This is a genomic window from Corallococcus sp. NCSPR001, from assembly GCF_017309135.1.
In the GTDB taxonomy this organism is placed as follows: Bacteria; Myxococcota; Myxococcia; order Myxococcales; family Myxococcaceae; genus Corallococcus.
This window is the reverse complement of sequence record NZ_JAFIMS010000002.1, coordinates 2325126-2342489: the sequence shown is the minus strand read 5'-3', so window position 1 is coordinate 2342489 and position 17364 is coordinate 2325126. Positions and strand designations below refer to the sequence as shown.

The 17364-nt window shown below is 68.9% G+C and carries 7 protein-coding genes; 3 read left to right on the top strand and 4 right to left on the bottom strand.

All coding sequences use genetic code 11. The features are described 5' to 3' along the window. Positions 1–41 precede the first annotated feature (41 nt). Positions 42–1535: a SpoVR family protein gene (locus JYJ93_RS11690; RefSeq protein WP_120575834.1), complete on the top strand. Its 1494-nt coding sequence runs from the start codon at positions 42–44 to the stop codon at positions 1533–1535. Between the two features lie 94 nt (positions 1536–1629). After that, complete coding sequence (locus JYJ93_RS11685; RefSeq protein WP_206789658.1) at positions 1630–2820, top strand: peptidoglycan DD-metalloendopeptidase family protein; 1191 nt, start codon at positions 1630–1632, stop codon at positions 2818–2820. A gap of 85 nt (positions 2821–2905) precedes the next feature. Here JYJ93_RS11685 and JYJ93_RS11680 read toward each other — a convergent pair whose 3' ends face one another. Beyond that, the gene (locus JYJ93_RS11680) at positions 2906–3493 is read right to left on the bottom strand and encodes a DUF2378 family protein (RefSeq protein ID WP_206800252.1); all 588 of its coding nucleotides are present in this window, start codon (positions 3491–3493) and stop codon (positions 2906–2908) included. A 276-nt stretch (positions 3494–3769) separates the two neighbouring features. On the opposite strand from JYJ93_RS11680, the gene JYJ93_RS11675 reads away from it, so the two are divergent. Further along, positions 3770–6277, top strand: a complete 2508-nt coding sequence (locus JYJ93_RS11675; protein ID WP_206789656.1) for a glycogen/starch/alpha-glucan phosphorylase — start codon at positions 3770–3772, stop codon at positions 6275–6277. A gap of 52 nt (positions 6278–6329) precedes the next feature. Here the strand turns inward: JYJ93_RS11675 and JYJ93_RS11670 are convergent, their stop codons facing one another. The 3 genes from JYJ93_RS11670 to JYJ93_RS11660 all read right to left on the bottom strand — a co-directional run bounded on the left by JYJ93_RS11670 (position 6330) and on the right by JYJ93_RS11660 (position 17302). After that, positions 6330–8282 (bottom strand): M3 family metallopeptidase, encoded by a 1953-nt coding sequence (locus JYJ93_RS11670; protein ID WP_206789654.1) that lies wholly within the window; start codon positions 8280–8282, stop codon positions 6330–6332. A gap of 237 nt (positions 8283–8519) precedes the next feature. Then, positions 8520–12836 (bottom strand): lamin tail domain-containing protein, encoded by a 4317-nt coding sequence (locus tag JYJ93_RS11665; protein ID WP_206789652.1) that lies wholly within the window; start codon positions 12834–12836, stop codon positions 8520–8522. 146 nt (positions 12837–12982) lie between these two features. Then, positions 12983–17302, bottom strand: a complete 4320-nt coding sequence (locus JYJ93_RS11660; RefSeq protein WP_206789642.1) for a lamin tail domain-containing protein — start codon at positions 17300–17302, stop codon at positions 12983–12985. Positions 17303–17364: the final 62 nt, after the last annotated feature.

The window sequence follows — 17364 nt, the reverse complement described above, 5'->3', positions numbered from 1 at the left end:
AAAGGCGCTTCTGTCTCATCCCCCACCGGAGCCACCGCCCCATGCCCAAGAGCCTCACACCGCGACTCGCAGCGCTGCGGGATGAAATCCACGGCTACGCCAAGGAGTTCGGCCTGGATTTCTTCGACACCGTCTTCGAGATGGTGTCCTACGACGAGATGAACATGGTGGCCGCCTACGGCGGCTTCCCCACCCGCTATCCCCACTGGCGCTGGGGCATGGAGTACGAGCAACTGGCGAAGGGGTACGAGTACGGGCTTTCGAAAATCTACGAGCTCGTCATCAACAACGACCCCTGCTACGCCTACTTGATGGAGAGCAACCCGGAGGTGGACCAGAAGCTGGTGATGGCCCACGTCTACGGTCACTGCGACTTCTTCAAGAACAACTTCTCCTTCCGACACACCAACCGCCGGATGATTGACGACATGGCCAACCACGCCACCCGCGTCCGGCGGTGGGTGGACAAGATTGGCGTGGAGAAGGTGGAGGACTTCATCGACCGGACGCTGTCGCTGGAGAACCTCATCGACCAGCACGCGCCGCACATCCGGCGCAACCCGGACCCGCAGCGCGCGGAAGAGGAAGCCAAGTCCAACGAGCGCGTGGAGGGCTTCAAGGTGAACCGCGAGTACATGCGCGGCTTCATCAACCCTTCGGAGTTCATGGACTCCCAGCGCAAGCGCGCCGAGGACGAGAAGCAGCAGCGCAAGCGCTTCCCGGAGCGCCCTCAGCGCGACGTGCTGTACTTCCTCCTGGAGCACGCGCCGCTGGAGCCCTGGGAGGTGGACATCCTCTCCATCCTGCGCGACGAGGCGTACTACTTCGCGCCACAGGGCCAGACGAAGATCATGAACGAGGGGTGGGCCAGCTACTGGCACTCCACCATCATGACCCGCCGGGCGCTGCGGGACGATGAGATCATCGACTACGCGGACCACCACTCCGGCACCATGGGCGTGCGCCCCGGCGCCATCAACCCGTACAAGCTGGGCATCGAGCTGTGGCGGGACATTGAAGACCGGTGGAACAAGGGCAAGTTCGGCAAGGAGTGGGACGAGTGCGATGACCTTCGCGCGCGCCAGGCCTGGGACAAGAAGCTGGGCGCGGGGCGCGAGAAGATCTTCGAGGTGCGCAAGCACTACAACGACATCACCTTCATCGACACGTTCCTCACCGCCGAGTTCGCCCAGCAGCAGAAGCTCTTCGTCTACGGCTTCAACGACAAACGCAACTCGTGGGAGATCCTCGACCGCGAGTTCCGCAAGGTGAAGAACAAGCTGCTCACGTCGCTCACCAACTTCGGGCAGCCCATCATCGAGGTGGTGGACGGCAACTACGAGAACCGCTCGGAGCTCTTGCTCGCGCACAAGCACGACGGGCAGGACCTGAAGGGCGACTACGCGCGGGAGACGCTGCGCAACCTCCAGTCCCTCTGGCGCCGGCCGGTGAACATCATCACCCGCTACGACGGCAAGGGGGCCCTGCTGCGCTACGACGGGCAGCACCACTCGGAAAAGAAAGTGGAGCTGTAAGACCGGAAGCCCCAAGCAGGCAGGCGGGCTTGGGAAGTGCGGTCAGGATTTGGGCGGAGGACCAACAGTCCTCTACACTCCTGTATCGCCCCCCATGAAGACCGCTTCCCTCCTCTGCCTCGCCGCCCTCGGGGTGGCTTCGACGTCCGAAGCCGCCACCCAGTTCGAAATCAAGAACCGCCGCATCGAGCCGCGCCAGACGCTGGCGGGTGCGCTGCACGACGCGCAGCTGCCCGACGAGCAGGTGACGGCGGTCATCTCCGCGCTGGAGGGCGTGTTCGACTTCCGCAAGTCGCGCGTGGGCGACCAGTTCCGGCTGGTGATGAAGAACGGCGAGCTGGACTTCTTCGACTACCGCCAGAGCACCGTGGACGAGTGGCAGGTCCGCCGCGACGGAGAGAAGTACGTCGGCAGCAAGCGCTCCATCGAGGTGGAGAAGCAGGTGTCGCTGGTGTCGCTGGAGATCAACTCGTCCCTGTACGAGGCGACGCTGGCGGCCGGTGAGGACCCGTCCATCGGCCTGGTGCTATCGGACGTGTTCGCGTGGGACATCGACTTCTACCGGGACGTGCGCAAGGGCGACAAGGCGAAGGCCCTGGTGGAGAAGTTCGTCTCCAAGGGCCGCGTGCTGCGCTACGGCGAGGTGCTGGCGGCCACGTACGAGGGCGGCCTGGTGGGCAACAAGCGCGTGTTCCGCTACGTGCTGCCCAACGGCGAGGCCAACTTCTTCCAGGAGGACGGCGCCAGCGCGAAGAAGACGTTCCTCAAGAGCCCGCTGAAGTACGCGCACGTCACCAGCAGCTTCGGGTCGCGCTTCCACCCGGTGCTCCAGTACGTGAAGAACCACAACGGCGTGGACTACGGCACGCCCATTGGCACCCCGGTGTGGGCCGTGGCGGACGGCACCGTCGTGTCCGCGGGCAACGCGGGCGCCGCGGGCAACATGGTGGTGCTGCGCCACGCCAACGGCATGGAGACGCAGTACATGCACCTGTCGCGCTTTGGCGACGGCGTGCGCACCGGCCAGCGCGTGCGGCAGAAGCAGGTGATTGCCTACTCCGGCAACACCGGCCGCTCTACCGGCCCGCACCTGCACTTCGGCCTGAAGCGCAACGGCACCTACGCCAACCCGCTCACCCAGAAGTTCCCCCGCGCGGATCCGCTGCCCAAGGAGCTGACGGCGGACTTCCTCGCCAAGGCGCACGAGATGGCCCAGCAGATTGACGCCGTGTCCGTGGCCGCCGTCGCCGGCCAGGCGGGCCCGCCGCCCACCGCCACGAAGTAGACGCCTTCGCGTTGAAAGCCCCCGGGCCCCCTCCCCTTCACGGTGGAGCGGGGCCCGTCGCTTTTCCCGGGTCCACTCCGGACCGTCAGGTCCATTCAATGACGAACTCGGAGTCGCCCAGGCCCCGCTCGGTGCCCCGCACGCTGCCCTCGCGGTGCAGCGCGGTGAGGGGGCCCGCGAGGATGCCCTCGTGGACCGCCACGGGCAGCAGGTCGCCCTTGAAGAAGAGCCGCACGCGCTTGTCACCCAGGGCCTGGTACTCGCGCTGCCCGTAGCTCACCGCGGTGGAGTACGACGCGGGCGCGTTGCCGTAGAGGCGCTTGGGGTCCCCGCCGCCGGAGGTGAGGCGCAGGAGCGTCTGCCCCACCGTGGACTCGAAGAACGTCCCGACGATGGCCTCCCCGCACGCCCGCAGGGCCGCGTCACGCGTGCCGAACTCCGGCTGGAGCGCCTCCGACGCGAAGGCGAGCAGCCGCAGGAAGTCCACCGCCGGGTAGGAGAAGAAGTCCACGGGGCTGCGCTGCATGAGCGGCGCGCGCAGGCGCTCCGCCGCGTCACGCCCCAGCCGCTGGTGCACGAGCCGCAGCACCGCCGCGAAGCTCAACCCTCGCACGGTGTCCCCTGGCCGGGTGAGGGCAATGCGCTCTTCCAGATCATCCAGGGGGAGGGACATTCGCAAGCGTTGTACTCCAGTTTTGCGCGTTTCCGCCCCTCTCACGAAGGCGACGCGGATGTCTGCCATTCCCTGGGGCCGCGCCGCGTCACGGCGGGTCCTCGGGCACCTTCCCTCCCTGGCGGGGGAAGCGGCCGACCCCGGGTGGGGGACGTGGGTTTCCCCTGCCCTGGGCTGGCGTGACACGGTACCCTTCCGCCATGGGCGTCCCGCGTCAAAAGCGCGGGCGCTTGCGCAGTCCATCAACCCCTTCGCGACCCTCGAGACGACCGACTTATGGCTCCTCCCGCCTCCGCGCGCCCCGCATCGCCCCCGCCCTCCGCCTCGGGAACCCCCGAAGACAGCGGACGCACCGGGCTCGACGCGGCCAGCGTCCGTCGCGGCTTCTTCGAACACGTGCGCTATTCGCGCGGCAAGAACCCGGAGACGGCCACTCCGCACGACCGCTTCATGGCGCTGTCGCTGGCCGTGCGCGACCGCCTCACGGACCGCTGGGTGAAGACGGCGCGCACCTACTACGAGCAGGACGTCAAGCGCGCCTATTACCTGTCCGCGGAGTACCTGCTGGGCCGCGCGCTGGGCAACAACCTGCTCAACCTCAACATGTACGAGGCCGCCGCCGCCGCCATGCAGGAAGTCGGCGTGGACCTGAGCCAGCTGCTGGAGATGGAGCCGGACGCGGGCCTGGGCAACGGCGGTCTGGGCCGGCTGGCGGCGTGCTTCCTGGATTCGCTGGCCACCCTGGGCTACCCGGGCATGGGCTACGGCATCCGCTACGAGTTCGGCATCTTCTCCCAGGACCTGGTGGAGGGACACCAGGTGGAGCGCGCGGACGAGTGGCTGAAGTTCGGCAACCCGTGGGAGATCGTCCGGCCGGAGAAGGCGGTGCCGGTGCGCTTCTTCGGGCGCGTGGAGCACCACCAGGGTCCGGATGGCCGGCCGGTGGCGCGCTGGGTGGGCGGCAAGACTGTGATTGGCGTGCCGTACGACACACCCATCGCGGGCTACGGCAACAACACCGTCAACACGCTGCGGCTGTGGCAGGCGCGCGCGAGCGCGGAGTTCGACCTGCTCCTGTTCAACGCCGGTGACTACGAGCGCTCGGTGGTGGAGAAGAACGACTCGGAGGTCATCTCCAAGGTCCTCTACCCCAACGACGCGTTCCAGGCCGGCAAGGAGCTGCGGCTCAAGCAGCAGTACTTCTTCGTGGCGTGCTCCATCGCGGACATCGTCCGGCGCTACCTGAAGAACCACAACGACTTCCGGGACTTCTCCCGCAAGTGCGCCATCCAGCTCAATGACACGCACCCGGCCATTGGCGTGGCGGAGCTGATGCGCGTGCTGGTGGACGAGAAGCGCCTGCTCTGGGACGAGGCCTGGTCCATCACCCAGGAGACGTTCGGCTACACCAACCACACGCTGCTGGCGGAGGCCATGGAGCGCTGGCCGGTGTCGCTGTTCGAGCGGCTCCTGCCCCGCCACCTCGAAATCATCTTCGAGATCAACCAGCGCTTCATGCGCCAGGTGCAGATCCGCTACCCGTTCGACGTGGAGAAGCAGCAGCGGATGAGCCTGGTGGAGGAGGGCCCGGAGAAGAAGATCCGCATGGCCCACCTGGCCGTGGTGGGCAGCCACAGCATCAACGGCGTGGCCGCGCTGCACACGGACCTGCTGCGCCGCGACGTGCTCCCGGACTTCGCGCAGATGTACCCGGAGCGCTTCAACAACAAGACCAACGGCGTGACGCCGCGCCGGTGGCTGGCGTGGTGCAACCCGCGCCTGTCCAAGTTGATTACGAGCCGCATCGGTGAGGGCTGGGCCACGGACCTGGACCTGCTCCAGAAGCTGGAGCCGCACGCGGAGGACCCGGAGTTCCGCAAGGCCTTCCGCGAGGTGAAGCGCGCCAACAAGGAGGAGCTGGCCCAGCACGTGAGGGATTTGCGCTGGGTGCAGCTCAATCCGGACGCCATCTTTGACGTGCAGATCAAGCGCCTGCACGAGTACAAGCGGCAGCTCCTGGACGCCGTCCACATCGTGGCGCTCTGGATGAAGGCGCGGCGCGACCCGTCCAGCGTCATCGCGCCGCGCGCGTTCCTCTTCGGCGCGAAGGCGGCCCCGGGCTACCACCTGGCGAAGCTGACCATCCGGCTCATCAACGGCATCGCGGAGGTGGTGAACAGCGATGCGGGCGCCACGGGGTTGCAGGTGGTGTTCCTGCCCAACTACCGGGTGAGCCTGGCGGAGCGCATCATCCCCGCGGCGGACGTGTCCGAGCAGATCTCGACGGCGGGCTGGGAGGCCTCCGGCACGGGCAACATGAAGCTGATGCTCAACGGCGCGCTGACGCTGGGCACGCTGGACGGCGCCAACGTGGAGATCCGCGACGCGGTGGGCGACGAGAACTTCTTCCTCTTCGGCCTCACGGCGGATGAGGTCATCGCGCGCAAGAAGGCCGGCTACCGGCCGCGCGAGGTGTACGAGTCCAACACGGAGCTGCGCGAGGCGTTGGACCTCATCCGCTCCGGCTTCTTCTCGCCGGAGGACCGCAACCTCTTCCAGCCGCTGGTGGACAGCCTGCTCAACGAGGACCGCTACCTGGTGCTGGCGGACTTCGCGTCCTACGCGGCGAAGCAGGAGGACGTGGCGCGCGCCTACAAGGACACCGAGTCCTGGACGAAGAAGTGCATCATCAACGTCGCCCGCGCGGGCATCTTCTCCTCCGACCGCACCATCAAGCAGTACGCGGAGGAGATCTGGCGCGTGCAGCAGACGAACGTGGAGTGACGTGAGGCCACGGGCGGCCCCGGTGGCATGACCGGGGCCCCCAGGTTGTCACTCACGCGGCCTTGTTGAGCCACGCCTCGTACGCGCGGAAGTCGTAGTCGCGGCCGAGGAAGTGATGCACGAGGCGGGCGGCGTCGTCGGAGCCGCCCGGCTCCAGCACCGCGCGGCGGTAGTCCTGCGCGGGCTCCGGGTTGAGCAGGCCCTTCTTCTGGAACACCGTGAAGAGGTCCTTCGCGATGACCAACGACCACATGTACGTGTAGTAGTTGGACGAGTACCCATCCAGGTGCCCGAAGGTGAGGTGGAAGTACGTGCCCTCCAGGTACGGGAAGGGGATGTACTGGCCCTGCAGCTCGCGCACGAGCGCGGTGGCGTCCAGGCCCTTCGGGTCGCGCCGGTAGAGCTCCAGGCTGAGCGCCGCGTAGAACATCTGCTGGCGCACGAAGAGCCCCTTGCCGAACTCGTCCGCGGCGAGCATGCGCTCCACCAGCTCCGCGGGCAGCGCCTCTCCCGTCTGGTAGTGCTTCGCGAAGGTCTGCAGGCACGTCACGTCGCGCGCCCACTCCTCCAGCATCTGCGACGGGGCCTCCACGAAGTCCCACTCCGTGCGCACGCCGGACAGGCCCGCCCACTTCGTGTGGCCGCCGAAGATGTGGTGCAGCAGGTGGCCGAACTCGTGGAAGAAGGTCTCCACGTCGCCGTGCTGCATGAGCGCGGGCTCCGTGCCGGGCTTGGGGAAGTTGCAGATGAGCGCGCCTTCCGGGAGCCGCCGGCCGGACTTGCCGCTCGTCAGCGTGAACTGGGCCGCGTGCTTGTACTTGTCCGCGCGCGGGTGCATGTCCAGGAAGAAGCGGCCCTTGAGCGTGGTGCCTTCATAGACGTCGTAGGCCTCCACGTCCGGGTGCCACACGGGCACGTCCTTCACCGGGCGGTAGGTGACGCCGAAGAGGCGCGCGGTGAGGTCCAGCACGCCCTGCTTCACGCGCGTGTATTCGAAGTACGGGCGCACCGTCTGCGAGTCGAAAGCGTACTGCTCCGCCTTCACGCGGTCATCCAGGTAGCCGGAGTCCCACGGGTTCACCTTGTCGGCGGCCGGGTCGTCCTTGCGCTTGCGCTCCAGGAGCACCGCGTAGTCGCGCTTCATGCGCTCTTCCGACGCGTCCGCGATCTTCCGGATGAAGGTGCCCGCGGCGTCCGCGGTGCGCACCATCTTGTCCTCGGTGGCGTAGGCGGCCCAGTGCGGGTAGCCCAGGAGCGTGGCCAGCTCATGGCGCTTCTGCACCAGGCTCTGGAGCACGTTCACGTTGGCGGGGTAGCCGCGCTGGCGGTTGGCGCGCCAGAGCTCCTCGCGGGCCTTGCCGTCACGCGCGTAGGTGAGGAAGGGCACCAGGTCCGGGTAGTCCGTGGAGATGCGCACCTGGCCGTCCTCGCCGGGGGCGTGCGCGCGCACGTAGTCCTCCGGCAGGCCGTCCAGCGCGGACGGGGGCAGCGACACCTTGCGGGTGTCCTGGCTGATGTTGCGGCTGAACTCCTGGCCAATGCGGACCAGCTCCTCCTGGAGCGCCTTCACCCTGGCGCGGGTGGCGTCGTCGCGGTCCACGCCGGCGCGGCGGAAGTCGCGCAGCACCTTCTCCATCCACTTGCGCGTGGCGGCGTCCTCCTGGGACAGGTCCACGCGCGACAGGACGTCATAGACGCCCCGGTCCATGCGGATGTCGTTGGCCAGGTTCTCGATGGCCTGCTCGGAGGCCTCCGCGGCCTCGCGCAGGGCGGCCTCCGGGTGCGTGTGGCGCACGACGCTGGCGCGCGCGGCGGCGTCATCCAGCGCGGCGGAGGACTCGTCGAACAGCTCCAGGACCTCCCTGGGGGGCGTGGAGGCGGGCAGCGTCTTCAGTCGCGCGATGCCGTCGCGGGCCTTGGACAGGGCCTCCTCGCTCGCGCGGCGGAACTCCTCGGGCGGGCAGGTGACGTGGCGGGCGGCGTCGGGGACCAGGGGCTCGGACACGGGATGGGCTCCTCTCAAGCCGTGGGTGTGCGGGAAAGGGCTCAAAGCTAATGCGCGCCGTCCTCCCTGGCAGCATCCGAGTGGCCCGTCATGAGCGGTTGCCGGGCAGTGGACGCCCTGCCCCGCCCCGTCCGTCGGGCGGCGGACGGGCGGGCGGTGCCCCAACGGCGGAAGGCCGCCCCGGCGTGCGTGCCGGAGGCGGCCTCCCTGGGACTGCTCAAGGGTGAGACGGAGGCGTCAGTAGAACTCGAGCGGGCTCTGGGAGCTCTGCGGCTGCCGGACGGCGCGGGTCACGAAGTCCTGGCCGTTGTTGTCCGTGTCCTGCCCATTGCCACGAAGGGCGTCCGTGCCGGTCGTGCTCATGGTGGTGGAGGTGGAGGTAGACACGGCCTTGCGCTCCAGGCTTCCGCCCACCGCCGGGTGCGAAGGGGCCGCGGTGCCCTCGGGGGAATTCCCGGTGCCCCATCCCAGCAGGTCCACGTCCGCGTACGTCGTGCCCCCGGGCCCGCTCACGGGGCGCTGGACGCGGACGTTGCCACCGGCGGTCGTGGAGGCCGAGGCGTCGAAGGTGTAGCCGACGTCCTTGGTGGCAGTGCCGCTGTAGTTCGCCCCGCCCAGGAGGAAGTAGCCGTGGGCGCGGATGACCTTCCCGGAGGGGATGGTGACGGAGGAGCCCCAGGTGGTCCCGGTGGCGGACTTGTAGCTCACCTGCCAGTTGGACAGGTCCACGTCCGAGTTCGTCGGGTTGTAGAGTTCAATGAACTCGTCCGTCGCGGCCGTGCTCGAGCCGTTGCCGCCGCTGAACTCGCTGATGAGCACGTGGTTCGTCAGCGGCGCCTTCACCACCACCTGCACCGTGCCCCAGGTGCCCGCGGGCGGATCCACCTTGCCGGACTGGTCGCAGTACACCCACGGCTCGCCCTTGAACCGGTAACGGAAGCCGTAGCTGTACGTGCCGGCCGTGGGAATCTGGAGGACACCCTTCATCTCGTCGTTGTTGGAGTTCGGCGTGGTGAAGCCCGCGTTGAAGTCCGCCGCCGTCCACGTCCAGCCCGCCGGGTTGGCGGCGTCCGTGCCGTAGCCCAGCTGCGCCTCGATGAGCGGGTAGAAGTCGTTGCCCTTCGTGTTCCGCTGCGTGACGTCGTAGCTGTAGAACTGGCTGAAGATGTCGTAGGCGACGTTGGGGTTGATGGTCGCCGGGTAGACGCCATCCGGCGACGGGAACGTCTTCGGGTACTGGATGGCGCAGTAGTTCAGCGGCTTCTCCACGTTCAGGCCGCAGTCGTCGTTGGCGTTGCCCGGCGTGCCCCGGTCCCCGCCCTCCAGGCTGCCAGTGGAGTCACACCAGTACCAGGCGTGGCCGCTGCCCTTCGTCCCGATGATGCTGGACGCGAGGCTCATGGCCCGGCCCGTCGTCTGGGGGAACGCGCTCGTGTACGTGAGGCTGTCCACCGTCACCGAGCCCTGCTTGAGCGTGATGGAGCCGGTGCTGTCCATGAACTTGTCGGTGCCGTAGAAGACGTTCGCCCCCACACCACCGTTGCTCGCGTAGTTCGCGTTCTGCGCGAGCACGGTCCGCCCCCCAGGGGGCACCAGCAGCATGGGGAGGTGGCTCGCCGTGAAGGTCGTCGGCGTCCCCGCGCTGTCCACCAGGGTCACCGTCAGGCCCTGCGCGTCCAGCAGGTGCGACGTGGTGTTGGTCAGCTCCAGGTACTCGGTGGTGCCCGCGGAGGGCGAGTGCATCACCTCCGAGATGACCAGCTCGCCCGCGCCCGGGTGCGGCGCGCTGGTGCACGCGCCCGCGTAGCAGACCGCGTCCGCGCCGGTGCAGACCTCCAGCGTCGAGTCGCCGGCCACGCAGGCCGGCGCGCCGTCCTGCACCACGCACACCGACGCGTGGACCTCCCGCGAGTAACCGTCCTCCGCGCACTCGGGCGCGGGCGGCGTGCACACGTAGCCTTCGCAAGGGTTGGTGGTGGCGGCGCTCGCGGTGGCCAGCGCGCTCGCGTTGTCCGCGCCATCGACCGTCTTCAGCGCGAAGTAGTACGTCGTCCCTTCCGTCAGGCCGGTGACGGTGAAGGACTCCGCCGCACCCGCCGTCTTCGGCGCGCCCACGCCCGTCACGAGCGTGGCCCCGCCGAAGGAGCCGTCGTCGAGGGGGGTCGTGGCGTAGCGCAGCTCGTAGAGAGCGGCCGTGCCCAGCACGCCGTCATCTCCCGGCGCCTGCCAGTCCAGCCGGATGCGCGCACCGTCCACCGCGGTCGCGCTGAAGCCCGTCGCGGCGGCCGGCGCCTCCTTGTCGGAGATGATCAGGTTTGCGGAAGTGATGGCCTGGAGGCCGTCCGCGCTCGCCTGGAACTGGTAGGTGCCTTCGTCATTGACGCTGAGCTCACCGAAGACGGCCACGCCCCCCACGGGGGTACGCGTGGGGATGCCCTGGGCGAAGGTGCCCCCCACCAGCGACAGCTGCACATCCACCGACGCGTCCGTGACGGCGTTGCCGTATGCGTCCTGCACCGCGACCTCGATGTCCACCAGCGCCTGCCGCACCGAGCCCGTCGTGGGCGCGGAGGCGAAGGACAGGTGGGCCGCGGAGGCGGGAATGATGGTGTAGGTGTGCGAGGCCGTGAGCGACGGCTCCACCACGTCCACCGCGGTGACGGACTGGTCCCCGACGGTGCGCAGCTCCACGTTGAAGGTGTGCCGGCCCTCGTCCAGCAGGGTGAACGTATACGCGCCGGGCAGCACCGCCTGCGCAGCTGAAGAAGTGAAGGTCACCGTGGAGGCGTAGTCCTTCGCCACGTTGCCCCAGGCGTCATGCGCCACCAACTCGTAGCTCAGTGACTGGCCCGCGCCGAAGGGGCCCGCGCTCGCGATGACCTCCAGGGAGGCGGCCGTGCCGGCGCGCACCTCCGCGTTCACCGTCGCGGTGAGCGCCGGGGTGGCCGTGTCCGTGGCCGTGAGCGACTGCGTGCCCGCCGTCTTGAACACGAGGCCGGAGACGGTCTTCTCGCCCTGGTCCGCCGGGACGAACGCGGCATCCGCGGGGAGCACCGCCTGCGCGTCCGAGGACGTGAAGCGCACCGTGCCGGTGTAGCCCTGGATGCGGTTGCCAAAGGCATCCGTCACGGACACGGTCACGTCGTTCGAGTCGCCTGCGTCCACCGGATCCGCGAAGGCCGCGAGCACGAGCTTCGCCGCGGCACCGGCGCCCACCGTGAAGGACTGGCTCTCCTTCGTCAGCGAACCCGCCGTGGCGGTGAACGTGAACGTGCCCGCCGTGTCCACGCGCAGGCCGGAGAAGGTCGCCACGCCGTCCACCGCCGCCACGGTCACGGCCTGGAAGCCGGGCTGGCCGGTGAGGGTCAGCGTCACCGCCGTGGTGGCCGTGGAGACGACGTTACCGCTCGAGTCCAGCAGCGACACCTTCACGTCCGCGAGCGCCGAGCCCGCGGTCCCGTTCGAAGGCTGCTGCGTGAACGCCAGCTCCGAGGGCGCCGCGGCGGACACCATCACCCTGAACTCGAAGGAGAAGGCGCCCGCGCTGTCCGCGAGGGTCAGGAACTGGGGCCCGGCCGTGCGGAAGGTGATGCCCTCGAACTTGAACCTGCCCGCGTCTGCGGCGGTGAACGTGTGGGAGGGCAGCGTCGCGGCCGCGTCCGTGGACGTCAGCGTCACCGTGCCCGTGTAATTCGTCGCCGCGTTGCCGTAGAGGTCCTCCAGCGTGACCTCCTGGGCCTCCGCCACGCCCACGGTGGCGGTGTCCAGGAAGCGGTCCAGCCCCACCCCCACCACCGCCCCCGGCGCCACCGTGAAGACGGTGCTGGCCACGGGCTCGAAGCCCTGCGCGTTCGCGATGAAGTGGTAGCCCCCGCCCGCCTTCTTCAGCACCACGTCCGGGAAGGTCGCGACGCCGTTCACCGCCGCCACCGTCAGCTGGCCCTCCGGGAACACGATGCCGCCGGAGCCCAGCGACAGCGTCACCTCCGCCGTGCTGTCCGTCGCCACCTCGCCGGCGCCGTTGCGCACCTCCACCGCCAGGAGCTTGAGCGGCTCGCCCGCCACGGCCTCCGGCAGCGCCGAGCGGAACGCCAGCACCCTCACGGTGTCGACGTCCGCGAAGTCCACCGTGGCCGTCGCGGTGAGCGGCACCATCTTGCCCGTGTCGTCCTTCACGGACGCCTTCACCGTCTTCACGCCCGGCACCGTGGACGACACGTGCGCCTGGGCCTCACCCTGGATGTTGGTGACGAGCGCGGACTCCAGGACGGAGGCGCCCTCCCCCTCCAACGTCAGCGACACCGTGCGCCCGGACAACCGCGAGCCGTCCGCCTTGCGCAGCGCCGTCACCGTGACGACCGCGAAGTCGCTGCCGTTCGCCAGCACCCCCGTGGGCCGGTCCACCACCACCGTGGAGGCTGCGGCGTCCACCACGCCCTCCACCTCCGGCGGAGGCTGCGGCGGGGTTCCAGAATCCTTGCAGCCCAGCGACAGGCCCAGACACAGCACGCTCAACCCCAGACAGCGGGCGAGCACAGCGATCCGTGGGGACATGAATGTCTCCGTCCAGCGAGCAGACCCCGCGCGGCGGCATGCGCTTCACGCGGAGTTGCATTGCTTTCTAGCAGACATCCCCCGGTCACCGCGAAGCGGCACCGGAGATTTGCACATCAACTGAAATCGCTCCCACGTGGGAGCGGTCAGTAGAACTCGAGTGGGCTCGCGGAGTTCTGGGGTTCCCGGTTCGGGATGTTCCAGAAGTTCGCCGCGTTGTTGTCGGTGTCGTAACCGTTCCCCCGCCAGTAATCCCTGCCAATCAGGGACACCTGCTCAGAGAGGATGGCGGTGGATACGGCCTTGCGGATCAGGCTTCCGCTCGAGGGGTTCGGGGCGGCGGACCCCTCGGGATGACTGGCGGAGCCGTACCCGAGCCTGTCCACTTCGGTGAAGGTCGACCCGGACGGGCGCTGGAGGCGGATATGGCCACCGGGCCAGAAGTCCGATGCGTCGAAAGCAGAGTACGCGACGTCCGCGGCGACCGTTCCCGTGTAGGTCGCGCCGCCCAGGAGGAAGAAGCCGTGGGCGCGAATCCGGCTTCCGGCTGGGAGGACGAAGGTCGTGTAGCTGCTCCCATCGCCGGGCATGTAGCCCACCTCCCAGCCCGACAGGTCCACGTCCGCGTGCGTCGGGTTGTAGAGCTCAATGAATTCATCCTCGCTGACGTAGGGCTTCCCCGCACTGAACTCGCTGATGACGACATGGTCTGTCAGCGGCGGCTTCACGTCCGCCACGACCGTCACCGAGCCGTAGGTGCCCGCGGGCGGAACGGTGATGCCGTTCCGATCGCAGTACACCCACGGCGCGCCCGCGTCCCTGAACCGGTAGCGGAAGCCATAGCGGTACGTGCCGGCCGTGGGGATGTTCATCCAGGCTCGCATCTGGTCGTTCACGCTTCCCCCGGACACGCCGTAGTTCACGTTGAAGTCGGCCGGGATCCACGTCCAGCCCGCCGGCTGGGCCGCGTCCGTGCCGTACCCCAGCTGCGCCTCGATGCGCGGATGGAAGTCATTGCCGGTCGGGTTCCGGGTGGTGACGTCGAAGTCGGAGAACGTGCTGGTGATGGCGTAGGTCGCGGTGGTGGTGATGGTGGCCGGGTAGATATCCTCCGGGAACGTCTTCGGGCGCTGGATGTTGCAGAAGTCCACCGGCGGTTGGACGTTCATGCCGCAGTCGTCATTTGGCTGGCCCGGCGTGCCCCGGTCACCGCCGGACAGGCTGCCGGTGGAGTCACACCAGTACCAGGACCGTGACCGTGCGCTGGCCGCCGTGCCGATGATGCTGGACGCAAGGCTCATCGCGCGGCCGGGCGTCTTCGGGAAGTTTTCCCTGTACTCGAGGAAGTCCACCGGCGGCCCCCCCGGTGGGCCAAACAGCCCCCGGATGTCGACGGCGCCCGTGCTGTCCATGCGAAAGTTCGTGCCATACGCATAGCTCGCGGGCACCCCACCGTTGGTCGCCAGGTTCGCGTCCTGCGCGAGCACCAACCGTCCGCCCGGTTCAACCAACAGCGGATTGCCATGCAGCACCGTGAACCCCGAGTACGACCCCTGACTGCTCGTGAAGTGCACCTGCATGCCACTCAGGTTCATCAGCTTCGTGCTGGTGTTGGTCAGCTCCAGGTATTCCGTCGTCCCGGCGGACGGCGAGTGCATCACCTCGGAGATGACCAACTCACCCACGCGCACGAACGACGACGCCAGGGTGCACGCGCCCGCGTGGCAGACCGCGTCCACGCCAGCGCAGACCTGGCGCTCCACCGCGCCGTCCTCGCAGGCCGGCAGGCCGTTTTGCACCACGCATACCGACGTGGGCACCTCCCGTGTCTTCGCATCATCCGCGCACCTCGGAGCCTCCGGCGTGCACACGTAACCGTCGCAAGGGCTGGGGGTGCTGGCGCTCGCGGTGGCGAGCGCGCTGGCGTTCCCCGCGCCGTCGAAGGTCTTCAGCGCGAAGAAGTAGGTCGTCTCCACCTCCAGGGCGGAGACGGTGAAGGCCTCCGCCGTGCCTGGAGCCTTGGGCGCGGGCACACCCGTCACGAGCGTGGCCACGTCGAACGTCGCCTCGGTGATGGCGGACGTGGCGTAGCGCAGTTCGTAGCGAGCGGCCATGCCCAGCACGCCGTCGTCTCCGGGAGCCTGCCAGTCCAACCGGATGCTGGTGCCGGACACTGCCGTCGCGCTGAAGCCCTGCGCGACGGCAGGGGCCACCGCGTCGGTGATGATCAGGTCCCCGGACGCAGCGACCGCCAGGGTGTCCGCGCCAGCTTCGAACCGATACGTGCCTTCGTCATTCACGACGAGCCCGGCGAAGGTCGCCACGCCCTCCACGGTCGTGCGCGTGGGGTTGGCCAGGGAGAAGCTTCCACCCGCGAGCGCCAGCGTCACGTCCGTCAGGGTGTCGCTGACCGTGTTGCCATACGCATCCCGCAGGGCGACCTTCACGTCCGCCAATTCCTGCCGCACCGAGCCCGTCGTGGGCGCGGAGACGAACACCAGCGTGTCGATGGCCGCCGGAGCGATGGAATAGGTGTGCGAGGCCGTGAGTGAAGGGTCCGCCACGTCCTCCACGGAGACCTCCTGCTCCCCGGCGGTGCGCAGCTCCACGTTGAAGGTGTGCCTGCCCTCATCCAACAGGGTGAACGTATACGCGCCGGGAAGCACCGCCTGCGCATCCGACGAGGAGAACGCCACCGTGGACGCGGAGTCCTTCGCCACGTTGCCCCAGGCGTCACGCGCCACCAACTCGTAGCTCAGCGACTGGCCCGCGCCGAAGGGGCCCGCGCTCGCGATGACCTCCAGGGAGGCGGCCGTGCCGGCGCGCACCTCCGCGTTCACCGTCGCGGTGAGCGCCGGGGTGGCCGTGTCCGTGGCCGTGAGCGACTGCGTGCCCGCCGTCTTGAAGACGAAGCCGGAGACCGTCTTCTCGCCCTGGTCCACCGGGGCGAAGACGACGTCCGGAGGCAGCACCGCCTGCGCGTCAGAGGACGTGAAGCGCACCGTGCCTGCGTAGGCCAGGAGGCGGTTGCCAAAGGCATCCGTCACGGACACCGCCACGTCGTTCGAGTCGCCTGCGTCCACCGGATCCGCGAAGGCCGCGAGCACAAGCTTCGCCGCGGCACCGGCGCCCACCGTGAAGGACTGGCTCTCCTTCGTCAGCGAACCCGCCGTGGCGGTGAACGTGAACGTGCCCGCCGTGTCCACGCGCAGGCCGGAGAAGGTCGCCACGCCGTCCACCGCCGCCACGGTCACGGCCTGGAAGCCGGGCTGGCCGGTGAGGGTCAGCGTCACCGCCGTGGTGGCCGTGGAGACGACGTTACCGCTCGAGTCCAGCAGCGACACCTTCACGTCCGCGAGCGCCGAGCCCGCGGTCCCGTTCGAAGGCTGCTGCGTGAACGCCAGCTCCGAGAGCGCCGCGGCGGACACCATCACCCTGAACTCGAAGGAGAAGGCGCCCGCGCTGTCCGCGAGGGTCAGGAACTGGGGCCCGGCCGTGCGGAAGGTGATGCCCTCGAACTTGAACCTGCCCGCGTCCGCGGGGGTGAACGTGTGGGAGGGCAGCGTCGCGGCCGCGTCCGTGGACGTCAGCGTCACCGTGCCCGTGTAATTCGTCGCCGCGTTGCCGTAGAGGTCCTCCAGCGTGACCTCCTGGGCCTCCGCCACGCCCACGGTGGCGGTGTCCAGGAAGCGGTCCAGCCCCACCCCCACCACCGCCCCCGGCGCCACCGTGAAGACGGTGCTGGCCACGGGCTCGAAGCCTGGGGCATTCGCGCTGAAGTGGTAGCCCCCGCCCGCCTTCTTCAGCACCACGTCCGGGAAGGTCGCCACGCCATTCACCGCGGCCACCCTCAGCAGGCCCTCCGGAGGCGAGCTGCCGCCAGCGCCTGGTGCCAGCGTCACCTCCACCGTGCTGCCCGTCACCACCGCGCCGGCGCCGTTGCGCACCTCCACGACCAGACCCTGGAGCGGCACACCCGCCACCCCGTCCGGGAGCGCAGAGCGGAACGCCAGCGTCTTCACGGTGTTGACGTCCGCGAAGTCCACCGAGGCCGTCGCGGTGAGCGGCACCCTCCTGCCGAGGTCATCCGTCACCGACGCCCTCACCGTCTTCACGCCCGGCACCGTGGACGTCATCCGCGCCCGGGCCTCGCCGTTGATGTCAGTGATGACCGCCGATTCCAGGACAGAGGCGCCCTCCCCGTCCACCGTCAGCGACACCGCGAGCCCGGACAACGGGGAGCCGTCCGTCTTGCGCAACGCCGTCACGATGATGCCCGCCGTGTCCCGACCGTTCGCGAGCACGCCCCTGGGTGGGTCCACCACCACCGTGGAGGCCGCCACGTCCACCACGCCCTCTGGCGGAGGCTGCGGGGAGATTCCGGGGTCCGTGCAGCCCAGCGACAGCCCCAGACACAACACGGCCAATCCCAGACAGCGGACGAGCACAGCAATCCTTGGGGCCATGGAGGTCTCCGTCCAGCAAGCAGCCCCGCGCGGCGGCGTGCGCAACACGCGGGGTTGCAATG

What these genes read in the sequence shown, in the direction of transcription:
- JYJ93_RS11665 (WP_206789652.1), bottom strand. Translation starts at nt 12,836, where the DNA reads ATGTCCCCACGGATCGCTGTGCTCGCCCGCTGTCTGGGGTTGAGCGTG.
- JYJ93_RS11660 (WP_206789642.1), bottom strand. Translation starts at nt 17,302, where the DNA reads ATGGCCCCAAGGATTGCTGTGCTCGTCCGCTGTCTGGGATTGGCCGTG.
- JYJ93_RS11680 (WP_206800252.1), bottom strand. Translation starts at nt 3,493, where the DNA reads ATGTCCCTCCCCCTGGATGATCTGGAAGAGCGCATTGCCCTCACCCGG.
- JYJ93_RS11690 (WP_120575834.1), top strand. Translation starts at nt 42, where the DNA reads ATGCCCAAGAGCCTCACACCGCGACTCGCAGCGCTGCGGGATGAAATC.
- JYJ93_RS11685 (WP_206789658.1), top strand. Translation starts at nt 1,630, where the DNA reads ATGAAGACCGCTTCCCTCCTCTGCCTCGCCGCCCTCGGGGTGGCTTCG.
- JYJ93_RS11675 (WP_206789656.1), top strand. Translation starts at nt 3,770, where the DNA reads ATGGCTCCTCCCGCCTCCGCGCGCCCCGCATCGCCCCCGCCCTCCGCC.